The organism is Actinoplanes sp. NPDC023714 (genome assembly GCF_040639855.1).
GTDB lineage: Bacteria > Actinomycetota > Actinomycetes > Mycobacteriales > Micromonosporaceae > Actinoplanes.
In genome coordinates, this window is sequence record NZ_JBFAAR010000011.1 from 191,474 (window position 1) to 207,037 (window position 15,564).

The window sequence follows — 15,564 nt, forward strand, 5'->3', positions numbered from 1 at the left end:
GCAGCCAGCGCTATTCCGGGCGGGTGCCGGCTTTCACAGCGGGCTGCTCGGCAAGCGTGGCGGCGTCCACCGCCCGCACCGACGAAGGCTGCTCGGAGGACGGCTGATCGAGCGACGACGGCTCGAGCGACGACGGTCCGAGCGACGACGGCTCGAGTGACGACGGCTCGGGCGAGGACGAGGCCGGCGCCGGGTCGGCGCGGCGGCGGCGGATTTCGGCCGGTAGGACTGCCAGGGCCACCAGGACGCCTACGGCGCCGACGGCCGCGAAGCCCCACGCGCCGCCCTTCGTGTCGATGGCCAGGCCGGCCAGCGGGCCGCCCAGGGCGACGCCGACGGTGAGGGCCGAGTTGTGCAGGCCCATCGCCTCGCCCCGGGCCGCGGCCGGGATCATGCGGCTGATGGCGTCGGAGCTGGCGGTGATCGTGGGGGCGCAGAGGGCGCCGGCCGGGATGAGGAGGAGGGCCAGCAGCCACCAGTGGTCGCCGCCCAGGCCGACCGGGATGGTGAGGACGGCCATCGGGGCGAAGAGGGCCAGAGCGGGCAGGCCGCGGCGGATCGTGCCGTAGGCGAAGCCGCCGAGTAGGGAGAAGAACGCCCAGAGGGAGAGCACCGCGCCGGTCCAGTGCACCTCGCCGGACTCGCGGAGGACTGCCACCACCGCCACGTCGGTGCCGGAGAGGACCAGGGTGGCGGCCATCGTGACGGCCAGGATGGCGACGAACCGGGGCTTGAGCCAGCTGCGCCGGGGCACCCGCTCGCCGCTCGACACGGGTTTCTCGTGCGCGGCGCGGGTCGGCGGGTTGAGCAGCCACAGGCCGAGGCCGGAGAGGAGGATGCCGCCGGCCAGGGTGAGCATCGCGACCCGCGGGCCGGCGCTCGTGGCGATCAGCACGCCGAGCGCGGGCCCGGCCATGAACGACATCTCGGTGGTGATCGAGTCGAGGGCGAAGGCGGGCAGCCGATGCGACTCCGGGGTCAGGGCGGCGATCGACTGCCGGGCCACCGAGAAGGCCGGCAGGGCCAGGAAACCGCCGACCACGGCGACCGGGAGCAGGGCCCAGTAGGGCAGGGCCTGGGCGATCAGCCAATAGATCACCTCGGCCACGGTGGTCAGCACCAGCACCGGGCGCAGCCCGCGGCGGTCGATCAGGCGGCCCATCACCGGCGCGCCGATCGAGCCGCCGATCGTGGCGGCCGCGCCGACCAGACCGGCGGCGCCGTAGCCCCGGCCGAGATCCGTCACGACGTGCAGCGTGAGCACCACCGCGGCGGCCGCGATCGGGATGCGGGCGAGGGTGGCGACCACGAGCAGGGACGGGATCTTCGGCAGGGCGAGCGTTTCCCGGTAAGGCGTGAGCAGCATGACGTTCCTGACCTCCGCCGCCGATCCTCTCTCAGGGGTACGACAGAAACCACCGGGTTTGAGGAGCGTCACGTAACGCCACGGAAACGCGAACGGGCCGGCCCATGAGGGCCGGCCCGTGTCACGAGAAACCTAGCTCTTGTCTTCCTGGTACGTCGCTCCCCCGTCGGATTCGGCGGACAGCGGCCGGGCGCCACCCTCCGGCGGTCCGGCGAGCGAGTGGCCGGCGGCCAGCTCCGGGAACTTCTCGTCGAACGCGGGACGCTCGGAGCGGATCCGCGGCATCCGGTCGAAGTTGCGCAGCGGCGGCGGCGTGGTGGTCGCCCACTCGAGCGAGTTGCCGTGGCCCCACGGGTCGTTCGCGGTGGTCACCACGCCGACCTTGTACGACTTCCACACGTTGTAGATGAACGGCAGGGTCGACAGGCCGAGAACGAACGAGCCGATCGTCGAGAACGTGTTCAGGAAGGTGAACCCGTCGGTCGGCAGGTAGTCGGCGTACCGCCGCGGCATGCCCTTGGTGCCCAGCCAGTGCTGCACCAGGAACGTCGCGTGGAAGCCGATGAACGTGAGCCAGAAGTGAATCTTGGCGAGGCGCTCGTCGAGCATCCGGCCGAACATCTTCGGGAACCAGAAGTAGATGCCGGCGAAGACGGCGAACACGATGGTGCCGAAGAGCACGTAGTGGAAGTGCGCGATCACGAAGTACGAGTCGGAGACGTGGAAGTCGATCGGCGGGGCCGCGAGCAGCACGCCGGAGAGACCGCCGAAGAGGAACGTCACCATGAAGCCGACCGCGAAGAGCATCGGCGACTCGAAGCTGATCTGGCCGCGCCACATCGTGCCGATCCAGACGAAGAACTTCATGCCGGTCGGGACCGCGATGAGGAAGCTCAGGAAGCTGAAGAACGGCAGCAGCACCTGGCCGGTCGCGAACATGTGGTGCGCCCACACCGACATCGACAGCGCGCCGATCAGCAGGGTCGCGGCCACGAGGCCCTTGTAGCCGAAGACCGGCTTGCGGCTGAACACCGGGATGACCTCGGTGATGATGCCGAAGAACGGCAGCGCGATGATGTAGACCTCGGGGTGGCCGAAGAACCAGAAGAGGTGCTGCCAGAGCATCGGCCCGCCGGTCGCCACGTCGAAGACGTGCGCGCCGAGCACGCGGTCCGCGGCGAGCGCGAAGAGCGCGGCCGCCAGGAACGGGAAGACCAGGATCGCGAGCAGCGCCGTGACCAGCATGTTCCAGGTCATGATCGGCATGCGGAACATGGTCATGCCGGGCGCGCGCAGGGTGATGATCGTGGTGATCAGGTTGACCGAGCCGAGGATCGTGCCCAGACCGGACAGGGCCAGGCCGACCACCCACATGTTGCCGCCGACACCCGGGGAGTGCAGCGAGTCGCTCAGCGGCGTGTACGCGAACCAGCCGAAGTCAGCGGCGCCGCCGGGGGTCAGGAACCCGCCGATCGTCATGAGGCCGCCGAACAGGTACAGCCAGTACGCGAACGCGTTCAGCCGCGGGAACGACACGTCGGGCGCGCCGATCTGGATCGGCACGACGTAGTTGCCGAATGCGAACACGATCGGCGTCGCGAAGAAGAGCAGCATGATCGTGCCGTGCATGGTGAACAGCTGGTTGAACTGTTCCGGCGACAGCAACTGCATGCCAGGGCGGGCCAGCTCGGCGCGCATGAGCAGAGCCATAAGGCCGCCCAGCAGGAAGAACACGAAGGCCGTGATCATGTACATGATCCCGATCTGCTTCGCGTCCGTCGTGCGCAGGATCCGAGCAAACGCGGAACCCTTGACCTGCCGCCGAACCGGATATGGTCGGGTCGCGATCGGCGACGGCGCAACGGTCGTCACGAAATGCCTCCGTTGTCTCGTTCGTCCCTCTCGGGATTCCCCTGAAGATCGGGCGTATCCCGTGGGCAGGATAGTCCCCCTCAAGACCTTCGGCTGGCGCGGGGGGACCCAACCGGCCCACATGGACCGAATCCACGCAGGTAAGAAGGTCTAAACCGGAGACACCAGCTCGCGATAGTGGTCGGTGAAGAGACGGAGGCCACGCCGGCGCAGCATCGGGTCACGCAGCGTGGGCGGGACGTCACGGGTCCGGTCGCGCTCGCGGGTCCGCTCGCGCACCTCGGAGCAGCGCGGCCGGCGGCGTTGCTCATATCTCACCAGCGCGCCCGGGATGTCCCCGGCGGACTCGCGCAGCACCTGGCCGAGCACGTATCCGTCCTCGAACGACATGGCGGCGCCCTGGGCCAGCGTCGGGGCGGTGGCGTGCGCCGCGTCGCCGACGAGCAGGACCGGTCCTTTCGACCAGGCCGGCAGCACGACCTCGTCGGTGCGCGCCACCTGCACCTTCTCCACCCTGTCCAGGATCGCCGCGACCGGGCCGCCGAACGAGCCGAAGAGCTCGACGAGCCGGGCTTGGGGATCGTCGGGGTTGGGGCTGTCCGGCGCGGTCTCGTCGGCGTAGCAGTAGATCTTGCGGCCGCCCATCGGCATCGCCACGAACGACGCGCGGCGGCCCAGCACCGCGGTCCAGTCGGTGAGCGCCGGGCTGCCGCTCACCACGGCGCGGTAGACGATCTGGCCGGTCGGCACCGCGGGGCCACCGAGGCCGACCTTCTCCCGGATGGTCGAGCGGCGGCCGTCGGCGCCGATGACCAGATCGTATTCGGCGACGCCGCCGGTCGAGAACTCGACTTTCGCGGCGCCGTCCACGATCTCCAGCCCGGTCACCTCGGTCTCGTAGCGCACGTCGCCGCCGACCCCGGTGAGCAGCACCTGCTGGAGGTCGGCCCGGGAGAGGGCGCGGGACTCGCCGACCCCGGCCCAGAGCGCCGCCACGTCCATCTCGAAGAGCTGGCGGCCGCGCGCGTCGAGGAAGACCTGCCGGAAGATCAGATCGCCGAGCGGGCGCAGTGGCACGTCGAGCCCGAGCAGCCGCAGCGCACGGGACGCGTTGCCCGGCAGATAGATGCCGGCGCCGGGCACGACGGTGGCGGGCAGAGCCTCCACCACGTCGGGCCGGAAACCGGCGACGCGCAACCCCCGCGCCGCAGACAGGCCGGCAATGCCGGCGCCCACCACGAGGATGCGCAAGGTCATCGCACCGAAGCCTTCTTGTCGATGGATACGCGTCGGAGCCAAGAGACTACCCCCCGCCATCACCGCGGGGGAACACCCGCGATCGACATCGAGTCCGATTTGCTCGAACCGCCCCCTTCGCGAGACCGGCCGGGATGGACTGTCAGACCTCCGCCATCTCGGCGAACGCCCGGCCGGCCCGGGCCAGAGCCACCGCCCGGCGCATCCGGAGAATGCGGCGGGCGGCCCGTGCGGACCCTTCCGGCAGTGGCGCGCTGCGCCACGCGTACACGTATCTCTCCATGCCCATACCCAACCAGGGGGGTATGACAATTCTCCGGCGAGTTACACCGGTGTATTTCTCCATGCGTGCGGGCAGACAATCGACTCATGACGGACCGCCTCGACGAGTACCGCCGCAAGCGGGACGCACGGCGCACCCCCGAGCCCGTCCCTGCAAAGAAGATCGCGGCGAAGCGGAGCACGAGCAATCGGTTCGTGATCCAGCAGCACCACGCCCGCAGCCTGCACTGGGACGTCCGGCTGGAACACGACGGCGTGCTCGTCTCGTTCGCCGTGCCCCGCGGACTCCCCCGCGACCAGGCCCGCAACTACCTGGCCAAGCACACCGAGGACCACCCGCTGGAATACCTCGACTTCGCCGGCGAGATCCCGGCCGGCGAGTACGGCGGTGGCCGGATGACGATCCACGACCGAGGCACGTACGAGGCCGACAAGTGGCGGGACGACGAGATCGGCGTGACCTTCCACGGCGAGCGCACGTCCGGCCGCTACGTCTTCTTCCAGACCGGCGGGCGGGACTGGATGGTCCGCCGGATGGACCCGGCCGAGCCGGGCTGGGAGCCGATGCCCGAGCTGGTGCAGCCGATGCTGGCGACCAGGTCGGCCACGCTTCCGGCGGACGACGCCGACTGGGGATACGAGATGTCGTGGGGCGGGCTCCGCGTCACCGCGTACGTATCGGGGGGTAGATCTCGCCTGATCGCGGGTGACGGAACCGATGTGACCTCGTGGTTCCCGGAGATCCGGCCGATCGGCCCGGCGCTCGCGCCGGTCGAGGCCGTGCTCGACGGCCAGATCGTCGCGTTCGACGGCGCGCGCCCCTCCTCCGACCTGCTGGATCGGCGCAGGGCGCCGAAGGACGCCGCGGCGGCACGCAGGGCGGCGGAGCGCACGCCGGTGCAATTCCTGATGTACGACCTGCTGTGGCTGGAGGGGCACTCCACCGTGGAGCTCGTCCGCTACTCGGAGCGGCGGGAGATCCTCGACGGCCTCGCCCTGGCCGGCGACCACTGGCAGACGCCGCCGTACTTCCCCGGCGGCGGCGAGTTCGCCCTCGAGGCCGCCCGGGCGCAGGGTCTCGGCGGCGTGGTGGCGAAGCGCCTGGACTCGCCATACCTGCCGGGACGACGAAGCCGTCTCTGGCTCGCCATCCCGGCAGGCGGAAAGGAACCGGCAGACTAGGAAGGGTCAGGCCTCGAAGCGCGCCCGCCGCCGCCGCGCCAGCAGGAAGCCGAGGGCGCCCGCGACCACCAGCACACCACCGGCCACCGCGAACGTCCCACCCTGCGGCCCGGTGATCGGCAGCGCTCCCCCACCGGCGGCCGGCGACGAGCTGACCGAGGCGGATGGGATGATCGAGGCGGAAGGGGTGACCGAGGCGGACGCCGAGGGCGACGAGGCGCCGGCGGAGACCGACGGCGACGCCGAGGCCGAGGCGGACGGCGAAGCCGAAGCGGAAACCGATGCGGAGGCGGAGGCGGACGGCGACGCCGCCGGCCCGACGAACACCTTCGCGGCGCCGGTCACCGGCGCGAGGTTCGGCGCCGAGACGGTCACGGTCAGCGTGCCCTCCTGGCCGAGGGCGGCGTCCTCGGCAGCGCTGATGAACCCGGTGAAGCCGGCCGAGGCCCCGCCCGCCGGCAGCTGCGACGCTTCGAGGGTGCAGCTCAGGGCCGGGCCGACGGTGTCTTCACAGGGGTACATGCGCAGGTTGCCGCTGAGGACCACGCCGGTGAGACCGCCGGAGAGCTCGAGGCTCACCCCGCCGCTCGTGCCGAGGTCCACGGCCTTCTCCGAGTAGAGGAAGACCTCGACCCGGGTCGACTCGGCGCCGGGCGTCAGCCGGACGTCCTCGACGCGCACCTCGACACCGGTGACCGGCGCGGCCTGCGCGGGCGCCGGAGCCACGAACACCAGGACGGCCGCTGCTATCAAGCCGGCAATGCGGGACATCGGAAACCACCTCCCCGTACATCAATGTCTGAGCGAAGCGAGGCTACGGAACCGGACCGTCCCGCCGCTGGCCGCGAAGCCGACTGTTCACTCAGGACGCCGACAGTTCATCCGGCAATTCCCTTCAGTCCGCCCGGCGCCCGCCGATCAAAAGGTTTCCGCCGGGCCTGACAGGGAAGGGTCGTCAATACGATGTACGCCGACGTATCCGCCGAGCTCTGGAAATCCGCGACCTGGGTGCTCGACACCGGCCGCGCGGGCCGTCCTGCCCGGTCGGGCTGGGATGTCGCGGTCACCGCGATCGGCTTCGCCTACACCGATCCGGCGCGCGCCTGGGAGTCACTCCGGGGCCTCTTCGAGGCCCAGCGCCCCTCCGGCCAGGTGCCTGCCGCGGCCTTCGAACAATTCCCCGGGTACGCGCAGAGCCCGTCCCGCAGAGGCACGTCCGCCCTGCAGGCCGCGGCCGCGTGGGAGGTCTACCGGCACTCCTCGGGGCACGGCGCCGCGCAGATCCGGCAGGCGCAGGCCGAGCTCGAGTGGCTCTACCCGCGTCTCTCGGCCCAGCAGGAATTCCTCTCCGACGAGGTCACCCACCCGGGCTTCGACGCGATCCTCGGCGCGGCCGACCTGTCGCTGGCCCAGATGGCCGGGGCGCTGGGCCGGCCCGCCGACGCCGACCGGCACCGGGACCGGGCGCAGGCCGTCGCGGCCGCCATCGTCCGCCGGCTCTGGGATCCGGCGACCGGCACGTTCCGGTCCCGGGACCCGCGCACCGGCGAGCCGGGCCCGGCGCACACGGCCGGCGGACTGCTGCCGCTGCTGCTGCCCGATCTGCCGGCCGAGCACGCCGAGGCGATTCTCGCGGAGGTGTCGTCGGCGTGGTTCGGCATGCCGGCCCGGACCGGGCTGCCGGTGCCGGAGAGCGACGGCGTGCGGCGGCTACCGATCCGGATCGACCTGAACTGGCTGCTCCGCAAGGGGATGCTGATGCACGGCCACCGCGCCGAGGCGGAACAGCTGCGTACCGCGGCGACGGCCCTGGTGCATGCGAACGGGCACTACGCCGCCTACGACCCGGACACCGGCGAGGGCGTCGGGGCGGCCTCGGACGAGCGCACAGCGGCGCTCTGCCTGGACCTGCTGGCCGACCGCTCGGTGCCGGCCTACGCCCGCGCCTGAACTCCGCCCCGCCCCGGCCCTCGCGTGTCGACTTACGGCGCGATCCGCACCCCAACTCAACACGCGATCAAGGCGCACCCGAACTCCGCCCTCGCGTGTTGACTTACGGCGCAATCCGCACCCGAACTCAACACGCGCTAAGGGCGATCGCGGACCTCCATCGGCGACTCCAGCAACGCGCCGGTGAGCTTCGCGAGCTGCCTGGTCTGCGCCGCCGTCAACCGGTCGAAGACCAGCTGCTGCACCGCCTCGGCGTGACCGGGCGCGGTCTCCACCACCTTGTCCCAGCCGGCGTCGGTGAGCACCGCGATCTGCACCCGCCCGTCGCCGGCGTCGCGCTCGCGCCGGACCCAGCCCTTCTCCTCCAGCCGGGCCACCACGTGGGAGAGCCGGGACAGCGACGCGCACGCGCGTTTCGCGAGCCTGCTCATGGCGAGCCGGCGGTCCGGGCGTTCGGAGAGGGTCACCAGGACGAGGTATCCCATGTGGGTCAGCCCGGCGTCCCGCTGGAGCTGGGCCTCGAGGGCGGCCGGCATCTTGACGAGCACCTCGACGAGCTGCCGCCAGGTGTGCTGCTGTTCGTCGCTCAACCAGCGAGGCCCGCCGCCGATGGGCTCAGTCATGCTGGAAGGTTAGTGGTGGCCGGGGGAGACCGGCGACCGCGGGCGTCGGGTATCCGCCAACGCCCATATATACCCGGCCGATTCGATCGACTTACGTGAACGTCGCCCGGTAGGCTGTGCGGGGACTTTCACCCCGACACGACGCCGGAACCGGCTGGCTGGGGGGCCTCGGCCGGTTCCGGCGTCGTTCTAGGTGTTCCGAGAACATCAGGCGCCCGCGTCACTGCGCCGGCGGCTCGTCCTTGCCGGCTTCCTCGAGCGCGTCCGCCTCTTCCTTGGTCTTGTGCACGGCGCCGTCGGCGTGCTCCGGCGGGCCGTAGACGGTGTAGAGGACCAGCGGGTTCGGCCCGTCGTTCAGGAAGTTGTGCTTGCGCCCGGCCGGCACCACGACGAGGTCACCCTGGGCGACCTTGCGGGTCTGACCGGAGACGATGGCCTGGCCGACCCCGCTCACGAAGGTGAGGATCTGGTCGACCTCGTGGACCTCCTCGCCGATCTCGCCGCCCGGCGGGATCGTCATGACCACGAGCTGGGTGTGCTTGCCGGTCCAGAGGACGCGACGGAAATCGGGGCTCTGCTCCGCAACGGTGGCAATCGTGAAGTGCTCCATGCACCGCACGTTACCCGCGTCAGGGGTTGTGCAATCGGCCCGGCGGAACCGGCGACGGGCGGCCGATCAGATAGCCCTGGACGTAGTCGACGCCCAGCTCACGCAGCATCCGCAGGGTCGGCTCGTCCTGCACGAACTCGGCCACCGTGTGGATCCCGTACGCCTGGCAGACCTGCACGAGCGCGCGCACCAGAACCTGGTCCTGCGGGTTGTCGACGAGGTCCACGACGTACTCCCCGTCGATCTTGACGAGGTCGATCGGGAAGAGCCGCAGGTAGCGGAACGACGCGTAGCCGGAGCCGAAGTCGTCGAGGGCCAGCCCGCAGCCGAGGTCGCGGACCCGGTCGGCGAAGCGGCGGGCCTCGCTCAGGTTGCCGATCAGCGCGGTCTCGGTGATCTCGAAGGTGAGCTGTGCCGGGTCGACGGCGTAGCGCTCCAGCAGCTTCTCCACCTCGGCGGTGAGCCGCGGGTCGCCGACCGAGCGGCCGGAGAGGTTGACCTGGAGGCAGAGCCCCGGCTCCTCGGCGGCGAGCCGCATGGCCCGCTCGACCACCCAGAGGTCGATGTCGAAGATCGCGTCGAGCCGCTCGGCGGTGTCGAGCACCTGGATCGGCGACTGCGGGCCGTCGGCCTCGTCGAGCACCCGCAGCAGCAGTTCGTGCCGGGTCACCCGGTTGGTCTGCAGCTCCAGGATGGGCTGGGAGTAGAGGGTGAACCGGTCGGTGCCGAGCGCGTCGGCGACCCGGCTGCGGTAGGAGCCCTGCCGGTCGCGCACCGGGACCGGATGGGCCACCAGGGTGAGCGGCCGGCCCAGCTCGCGGGACTGCCGCCAGGCCTGCTCGGCGTCGATGAGCAGGCCGTGGCTGCCCGCCTCGGCGTCCTGCTCGAAGCGGACCAGGCCGCCCCAGGCGCTCACCCGCAGGCACTCCTCCGGGGACGACTGCCGGGACAGGGTCTCGACCAGCTGCCGGGCGTGCTCGTGCGCGGCGCTCCACCCGGCGCCGGCGAGCAGGATCCCGATCTCGTTGGGCCCGACCCGGCCGAGGAGGTGCTCGGGCCGCACCCGGTCCTCGAGGATCCGCGCGGCGCGGCGCAGCAGATCGGCGTTGTGGTCCGGGCGTACGCCCTCGGCGTCCTCGCCGTCGACCTGGACCCGGACCACCAGGACCGCGCCCGCCGCGCGCCGCAGGGCGCGGTCGATCTCGTCGGCGAACCGCGCCCGGGTGAGCAGCCCGGTCGCCGGATCCGGCTCGATCAGGGACGCCTGCACGGTCTCGCCGCGACGGGTGAGGCGGGCGTTCTCCCGCTTGGCGCGCTCCCGGGCGGAGACGTCCTGGACGGTGCCGCGCAGGCCGCGCACCGTGCCGTCGGGGCTCATCATCGGCTCGAGCCGGCAGTCCACGTCGAACCAGCCGCCGTCGGTGCGCATCAGCCGGACCGTGGCATGAACGGTGTTCCGGCTGGTCCACGCCTCGGTGATGGCGCCGAGCGCCTTCGCGTGATCGTCGCGGTGCACGTAGCGGGCCAGGATCTGCCGGGTCATCTCCTCCTCGGCGGGTGGCCGGCCGAGCATCGCGGAGAGCGCCGCGGACCAGACGATCTGGTCGCCGGCCGCGGAGTAGGTGAACCAGGCGGCCCGGTCCTCGGCGGGCTGGCGTGGCTCGGGCAGCGCGGACGGCGGAGCCGGCGACCAGCGCTCCCGTTCTTCGGGCACGGTCATCCGCCGACACCTCCCCCCTCGCTCACAGTTGCTCCCCCGACCAACTTGAGACCCCTCACCTATTACGACCCGTCACGAGGCCGTAGTAACAGTGGACGTAGGCGTCAAAGTTTTGACGATTCCGCCAGCAGGGCTCCGAGCAGGGAATTATCGCCCATCCAGAGTAACGAAACAACCGAACGGACGACCTCGTCGCCCCACAATTCCACCGAAAAGCCGCCCAGCCTCCATGACAGACAGTTACTGCAAGTGTTGGCTATGGAACCTTACGCAACCCTGTACCCGCAGTCGACCGTCCACATGCACTCACCGCGAACCCGAGAGCGCTCTACGTAGTCGCGATCTCCAGTTCGGCGATCCGCTGCCAGAGCGGCCGCATCGCCGCCTCCGGCTCCCGGGCGAAGACGCTGCCACGGATCCGCACGAACACGCAGTTGCCGACCCGCTCCAGCACCGACTGCCGGCGCATGTCGCTCTCCCAGCGCTCCGGCCCGTGGTAGGCGTCGCCGTCGCACTCGATCGCGAGCCGCCGGCCGTCCGGCGCGTTCAGCACGAAGTCGATCCGGTAGCCGCCGATCCGGAACTGCGGGATCGGCCGGTAGCCGCGGGCCACCAGCAGCTGGAGCACTTCACGTTCGAAGTCGCTCTCGCACCGGACGGCGAGATCGGCCACCGCGGCCTCCGTGGGCAGATTCAACGCGTACGAGAGGAGCAGGCCACGGGCGTCGTCGGCGGCGAGCGCGGCCGGCCGTACCGAGTGGAAGATCCACAGCTGATCCCGGGCCCGGGAGGCCGCCACGTTGATCCGCCGGTGGTAGTCGCGCTTCGTGAACGCCGCGATCCGCGGATCATTCTCGGACACCACCATCGAGACGAGCATGACGTCACGCTCGTCGCCCTGGAACGTGTAGGCATCGCCGACCCGGAGCCGGCGGGCCTGGATCTCGTCCTCGCCGATCGCCTCACGAAGCGCGGTAAGAAGGTATGCGGCCTGCCCACTGCTGCTCAACAGGCTGATCACGCCGAGCGTCTTCCCGTCGTAGCGCGGATCCGCCACGATCTTGGTGATCCGCTCGGTGAGGGCCTCCGCCTCCTCCAGGTTGACGTCGCCGAAACCGGACAGCGGCTGGCGCACGCCGGTCTCGCAGAAGACCGTCTGGATCGGCGGGAGCACCGGCCGGTCGGCCCGCAACGGCATGATCTTGTGGTCGTAGTAGTGCCGCGACGAGAACTCGATGATCTGCGGTACGCAGCGGAAGTGCTCGGTCAGCAGGATCCGCTCCGGCGACCGGCGCACCGCGTGGTCGTAGAGCGAGGACTCCGGGTCGAAGTGCTCGGCCGACGGCACGTCGCCGAGGTGCCGCTGGATCAGGCCGGAGACCTGCCCGACGAACCCGAGCTGCGGGCCGATCTGCTGATCGTCGCCGACCACGACGGCCCGCTCGGCGAGCGACAGCACCGGCAGGCCGAAGAGGTCGGCCTGGGACGCCTCGTCGACGATCACCACGTCGAACCGCGCGCCGCCGGCGAACTGCTCGATCGCCCGGTCCACCGACATGACCCAGACCGGCACCGCGGTGACCGCCTGCTCCATGGCCCGCTGCGCGTGCGCCTGCCAGGCCGCCGCGCCCCGCCCGGTGCCCTTACCGATCTTGCGGAGGGCGGTGGCCCAGTCGGCGAGCGCGGCCCGCCGCCGGTCGTCCAGCTGCCGGGCCACCTCGAGCCACGCCGACGCGACCACCAGATCCCCGGTCAGCCGCCGGATCCGGGCCTGGGCGCGCTCCACCCGCCGGGACAGCACCGCCGGGTCGACGTCGCCGACCACCTCGTCGAACCAGGTCTGCGCGCGCCGCCACTCCCACGCCTCGAGGCACGCCTGGCCGGACACGACCGGGTGCTCGCCGCTCGCGATCATGGCGGCCCACTCCGGCGCCGCCGCGGTGAGCCGGTCGTGCGACGCGTGGAACCGCATGACGTCCGGCTGGAGCAGCACCAGCCGGCGCACCTCGGCGATCGCCTCGTCCCAGCCCTCCAGCGTCTTCCACGCCTCGGCGATCTCCGGCCACGGCGCCACCCGCTCGGCCACCGCCCGCGCCTGCGCCTGCGCTTTGTCCAGGGCGAAGACCTCGGCCGCGCTTTCCAGCATCCCCGCTACGTCGGCCAGTTGCGCCGCGTCGAGGGCGAGCTCCTTCTGGGGTACGAGGGGAGCCACCCGCGCGGCCAGCGGCGGCCAGCGGTTCAGGTCGAAGTCGAGCGACTGCCGCGCCTCGGCCAGCAGCGTCCCGGCCCAGATCTCCGGATCGCCCCAGCCGGTCGCCGGTTCCGGGACCGCGAGCCGCTCCACCCACTCCTGCCACGAGTCGCCGAGCCGCCGGCGCGCCTGCGACCGGCGCACCCAGGAGATCACCAGCGCGACGTCCTCGGCCGTGCGCAGCGGCTCGCCGTCCACCCGGATCTCGTCGGCCAGCCGGTACAGGCCCGGCTGCAGCAGCCGGCTCAGCCCGCGGCCCGCCTCGAACCGCCGGCCGATCTCGCCGAGCCGGTTGAGCAGCAGCTTCGGCTCGGCCAGGATCGGCTCGGGCACCGCGATCCGGTGGCCGGTCACCTCCCGGGCCAGCGTCGCGAGCTCCGCGAAGATCTTCTCGGTGGCGGCCACCTGGTCGTTCCAGAGGGTGCGCCAGTGCGGGTCGTCGAGCAGCCGGCCCAGCCGGTCGGTCCAGGTGCCCTCGCGCCGCCGCAGCCAGGACACCGCGTCCCGGAGCTCGGCCAGCAGTTCGGTCATGCCGGCGCGGTGCTCCGCGCGTACCCTCTCGACGTCGACGCCCTGGTCCACCAGGCGCGAGAGGGACGCCTCGATCTCCCCGGCCCTCTGCCGGGCCGACGCGGAAGCGGCGGCGTCCGGCAGATCCTGGATCTCCGGCAGGGGCCGCATCGCGGCCGCACGATCCTCCGGCGTGAGACGCGACGCCAGCTTGAGCAGCGTCGCGAAGTCCTCGATGGTCAGCGGCGCCGGACCGGTCACCGGATCCGGGATCCCGCCGTGCGCCGCGGCGCGCTCCCGCAGCCACGCGCCCACCTCCGCCGGCAGCAGGGCCACCCCACCGATCTGGTACGTCGCGGCCTCGCTCTCGGCGATCAGCCGCAGTCCCGCCATCGCCGCGGCGAGCTCGCGCTCCGCCTCCTCCAGCGACGCGGTGAGCCGATCCACCCGGCGGGCCTCGGCGTCGGAGTCCAGCGTCGCGGCCCGGTCGGACAGCTCCCGGGCGGCGAGCTGGAGCTGCACCAGCTGATCGGTGGTCCGGCCGAGAACCGCGAGGCAGAGCGCCTGCACCTCCTCGGGCAGGCCGTCGCGCAGCACCCGGAGCGGCTCCTCCTTCTGCGCCACGACGAGGACACGCTTGCCGTTCGCCATGAGGTGGCAGATCAGGTTGCGAATCGTGTGGGTCTTGCCGGTGCCGGGCGGGCCCTGCACCGCGACGTTCCGGTGGTGCGCGAGGCGGCGCGCGATCGACTCCTGCGCCTCGTTCGTCGGGAGCGGCATGAGCAGCCGCTCGCCCACCCGCGTCCACGACTCGGGCCGGTCGCCGGGCATCTCGAGGCGGCTCGGCTCGTGCGCCACGATCGCGGCGAGGGAGCCGACCGCGCCGAAGTCGCCCTCGGTCAGCCGGTCCCGCATGTTCTCCAGGAATCCGCGCAGGTGCCGCTGGCGGGGGCGGGCGAAGAGCACCGCGGCGTCCCGGACGAACGTCTCCCCGTCACCCGGCTTCTCCCCTGCTGTCAGGCCCGGCTTCTCCCCTGCTGTCAGGCCCGGCTTCTCGCCGGCTGCCAGGATCGTGCGGTCGAAGCCGAGCCTGGTCAGCGCCCGCTCGAAGAACTCCCGCCGCTCGAACTCGCTCCAGAGGTCCACCTCGACGGCGCCGCCCGGGCCGGCCAGCGCGGCGAACTGGCTCAGGTACCGCTCGTCCAGCCCGGCGAGCGCCTCGGTCTGCAGCCGCGACGGGCCGGCCGGGGAGACGCTGACGAGGGCGCGGTCGGCGTCGTACTCGATCAGCACCGGGGTGGCGACCAGCGGATAGCGCACCCGGTTCCCGTCGATCACGGTCTCCAGGAGCCCGTGCCCCCAGACCAGCTCGGTCGTGGCGGTCGCCATGTCGAGCTGATGCATCCGGTCGAACAGCCGCCGGTGCAGGTCGCGGGTCTGCTCGGCCGCCGCGGTGGCGAGCGACCAGGGACGCCAGACCGCATCCCGCCACTCGGCGAAGTCATCGTCCTCTCGCGCGGCGGCCGCTCCGGCCGCCTCCGGCTCGGTGGCCGCTTTCGGCGCAGTGGCCGGCTTCGGCTCGGTGGCCGCCGAGATCTCGCCGCGGAGGCGGCGGCGGAGGGCGGCCGGAACCGTCACCGGCGGCGGCAGTTCGGGGCGGCCGACCCGGAGCCAGGAGGTGCCGTCGGCGCCTGGGCCGGCCGCGCAGTCCGGGTGCCGGGGCAGGTCGTCGAGCCAGTGCGCGTCGGACGGCAGGGTCCGGGACGGGCGTTCCATCTGCGCCCGCACGGCGAGCAGATAGTCGGCCACGGCCACGGCCCGATCCCGGATCGTCGTGGGCGTCTCCCGCTGCTCAGCCATCCCACGGAGTCTAGATGGCTGCGGGCCCACGCCGGGCGGCCGGCAGCCGCTATGGTGACGCCCACTGATCTTGGATCGACG

11 protein-coding genes are annotated in these 15,564 nt (G+C 71.8%); 2 read left to right on the forward strand and 9 right to left on the reverse strand.

Annotated elements, in window-relative coordinates:
- Positions 1-10: 10 nt before the first annotated feature.
- The 4 genes from AB0G10_RS36190 to AB0G10_RS36205 form a co-directional block, all read right to left on the reverse strand.
- Complete coding sequence (locus AB0G10_RS36190) at positions 11-1,366, reverse strand: MFS transporter (protein WP_360932446.1); 1,356 nt, start codon at positions 1,364-1,366, stop codon at positions 11-13.
- A 132-nt stretch (positions 1,367-1,498) separates the two neighbouring features.
- Positions 1,499-3,238, reverse strand: a complete 1,740-nt coding sequence (gene ctaD, locus AB0G10_RS36195) for a cytochrome c oxidase subunit I (protein WP_360932449.1) — start codon at positions 3,236-3,238, stop codon at positions 1,499-1,501.
- Positions 3,239-3,388: 150 nt separating this feature from the next.
- Entirely contained in the window at positions 3,389-4,495 is a 1,107-nt protein-coding gene (locus AB0G10_RS36200; RefSeq protein WP_360932452.1) for an FAD-dependent monooxygenase, read from the reverse strand.
- A gap of 142 nt (positions 4,496-4,637) precedes the next feature.
- The gene (locus tag AB0G10_RS36205) at positions 4,638-4,778 is read right to left on the reverse strand and encodes a hypothetical protein (protein WP_360932455.1); all 141 of its coding nucleotides are present in this window, start codon (positions 4,776-4,778) and stop codon (positions 4,638-4,640) included.
- Positions 4,779-4,864: 86 nt separating this feature from the next.
- On the opposite strand from AB0G10_RS36205, the gene AB0G10_RS36210 reads away from it, so the two are divergent.
- Positions 4,865-5,959, forward strand: coding sequence for a DNA polymerase ligase N-terminal domain-containing protein (locus AB0G10_RS36210; protein WP_360932457.1), 1,095 nt, complete (start codon positions 4,865-4,867; stop codon positions 5,957-5,959).
- Between the two features lie 6 nt (positions 5,960-5,965).
- Here the strand turns inward: AB0G10_RS36210 and AB0G10_RS36215 are convergent, their stop codons facing one another.
- Entirely contained in the window at positions 5,966-6,730 is a 765-nt protein-coding gene (locus tag AB0G10_RS36215; RefSeq protein ID WP_360932460.1) for an LPXTG cell wall anchor domain-containing protein, read from the reverse strand.
- A gap of 192 nt (positions 6,731-6,922) precedes the next feature.
- Between AB0G10_RS36215 and AB0G10_RS36220 the strand changes: the two genes are divergently transcribed.
- A complete protein-coding gene (locus tag AB0G10_RS36220; protein ID WP_360932463.1) occupies positions 6,923-7,909 on the forward strand; it encodes a hypothetical protein in 987 nt (328 codons plus the stop codon).
- A gap of 137 nt (positions 7,910-8,046) precedes the next feature.
- Here the strand turns inward: AB0G10_RS36220 and AB0G10_RS36225 are convergent, their stop codons facing one another.
- The 4 genes from AB0G10_RS36225 to AB0G10_RS36240 form a co-directional block, all read right to left on the reverse strand.
- Positions 8,047-8,532 carry a MarR family transcriptional regulator gene (locus tag AB0G10_RS36225; RefSeq protein ID WP_360932466.1) on the reverse strand — a complete coding sequence of 162 codons (486 nt, stop codon included), beginning with the start codon at positions 8,530-8,532 and terminating at the stop codon, positions 8,047-8,049.
- Positions 8,533-8,752: 220 nt separating this feature from the next.
- Entirely contained in the window at positions 8,753-9,142 is a 390-nt protein-coding gene (locus AB0G10_RS36230; RefSeq protein ID WP_360932469.1) for a cupin domain-containing protein, read from the reverse strand.
- Between the two features lie 19 nt (positions 9,143-9,161).
- Positions 9,162-10,862: an EAL domain-containing protein gene (locus AB0G10_RS36235; protein ID WP_360932472.1), complete on the reverse strand. Its 1,701-nt coding sequence runs from the start codon at positions 10,860-10,862 to the stop codon at positions 9,162-9,164.
- Positions 10,863-11,190: 328 nt separating this feature from the next.
- Positions 11,191-15,483 (reverse strand): AAA domain-containing protein, encoded by a 4,293-nt coding sequence (locus AB0G10_RS36240; protein WP_360932474.1) that lies wholly within the window; start codon positions 15,481-15,483, stop codon positions 11,191-11,193.
- Positions 15,484-15,564: the final 81 nt, after the last annotated feature.

Excerpts from the sequence above, each read along its gene's own strand:
- AB0G10_RS36190 (WP_360932446.1), bottom strand. The coding sequence starts at position 1,366 with ATGCTGCTCACGCCTTACCGGGAAACGCTCGCCCTGCCGAAGATCCCG.
- AB0G10_RS36200 (WP_360932452.1), bottom strand. The coding sequence starts at position 4,495 with ATGACCTTGCGCATCCTCGTGGTGGGCGCCGGCATTGCCGGCCTGTCT.
- AB0G10_RS36205 (WP_360932455.1), bottom strand. The coding sequence starts at position 4,778 with ATGGAGAGATACGTGTACGCGTGGCGCAGCGCGCCACTGCCGGAAGGG.
- AB0G10_RS36210 (WP_360932457.1), top strand. The coding sequence starts at position 4,865 with ATGACGGACCGCCTCGACGAGTACCGCCGCAAGCGGGACGCACGGCGC.
- AB0G10_RS36215 (WP_360932460.1), bottom strand. The coding sequence starts at position 6,730 with ATGTCCCGCATTGCCGGCTTGATAGCAGCGGCCGTCCTGGTGTTCGTG.
- AB0G10_RS36220 (WP_360932463.1), top strand. The coding sequence starts at position 6,923 with ATGTACGCCGACGTATCCGCCGAGCTCTGGAAATCCGCGACCTGGGTG.
- AB0G10_RS36225 (WP_360932466.1), bottom strand. The coding sequence starts at position 8,532 with ATGACTGAGCCCATCGGCGGCGGGCCTCGCTGGTTGAGCGACGAACAG.
- AB0G10_RS36230 (WP_360932469.1), bottom strand. The coding sequence starts at position 9,142 with ATGGAGCACTTCACGATTGCCACCGTTGCGGAGCAGAGCCCCGATTTC.
- AB0G10_RS36235 (WP_360932472.1), bottom strand. The coding sequence starts at position 10,862 with ATGACCGTGCCCGAAGAACGGGAGCGCTGGTCGCCGGCTCCGCCGTCC.
- AB0G10_RS36240 (WP_360932474.1), bottom strand. The coding sequence starts at position 15,483 with ATGGCTGAGCAGCGGGAGACGCCCACGACGATCCGGGATCGGGCCGTG.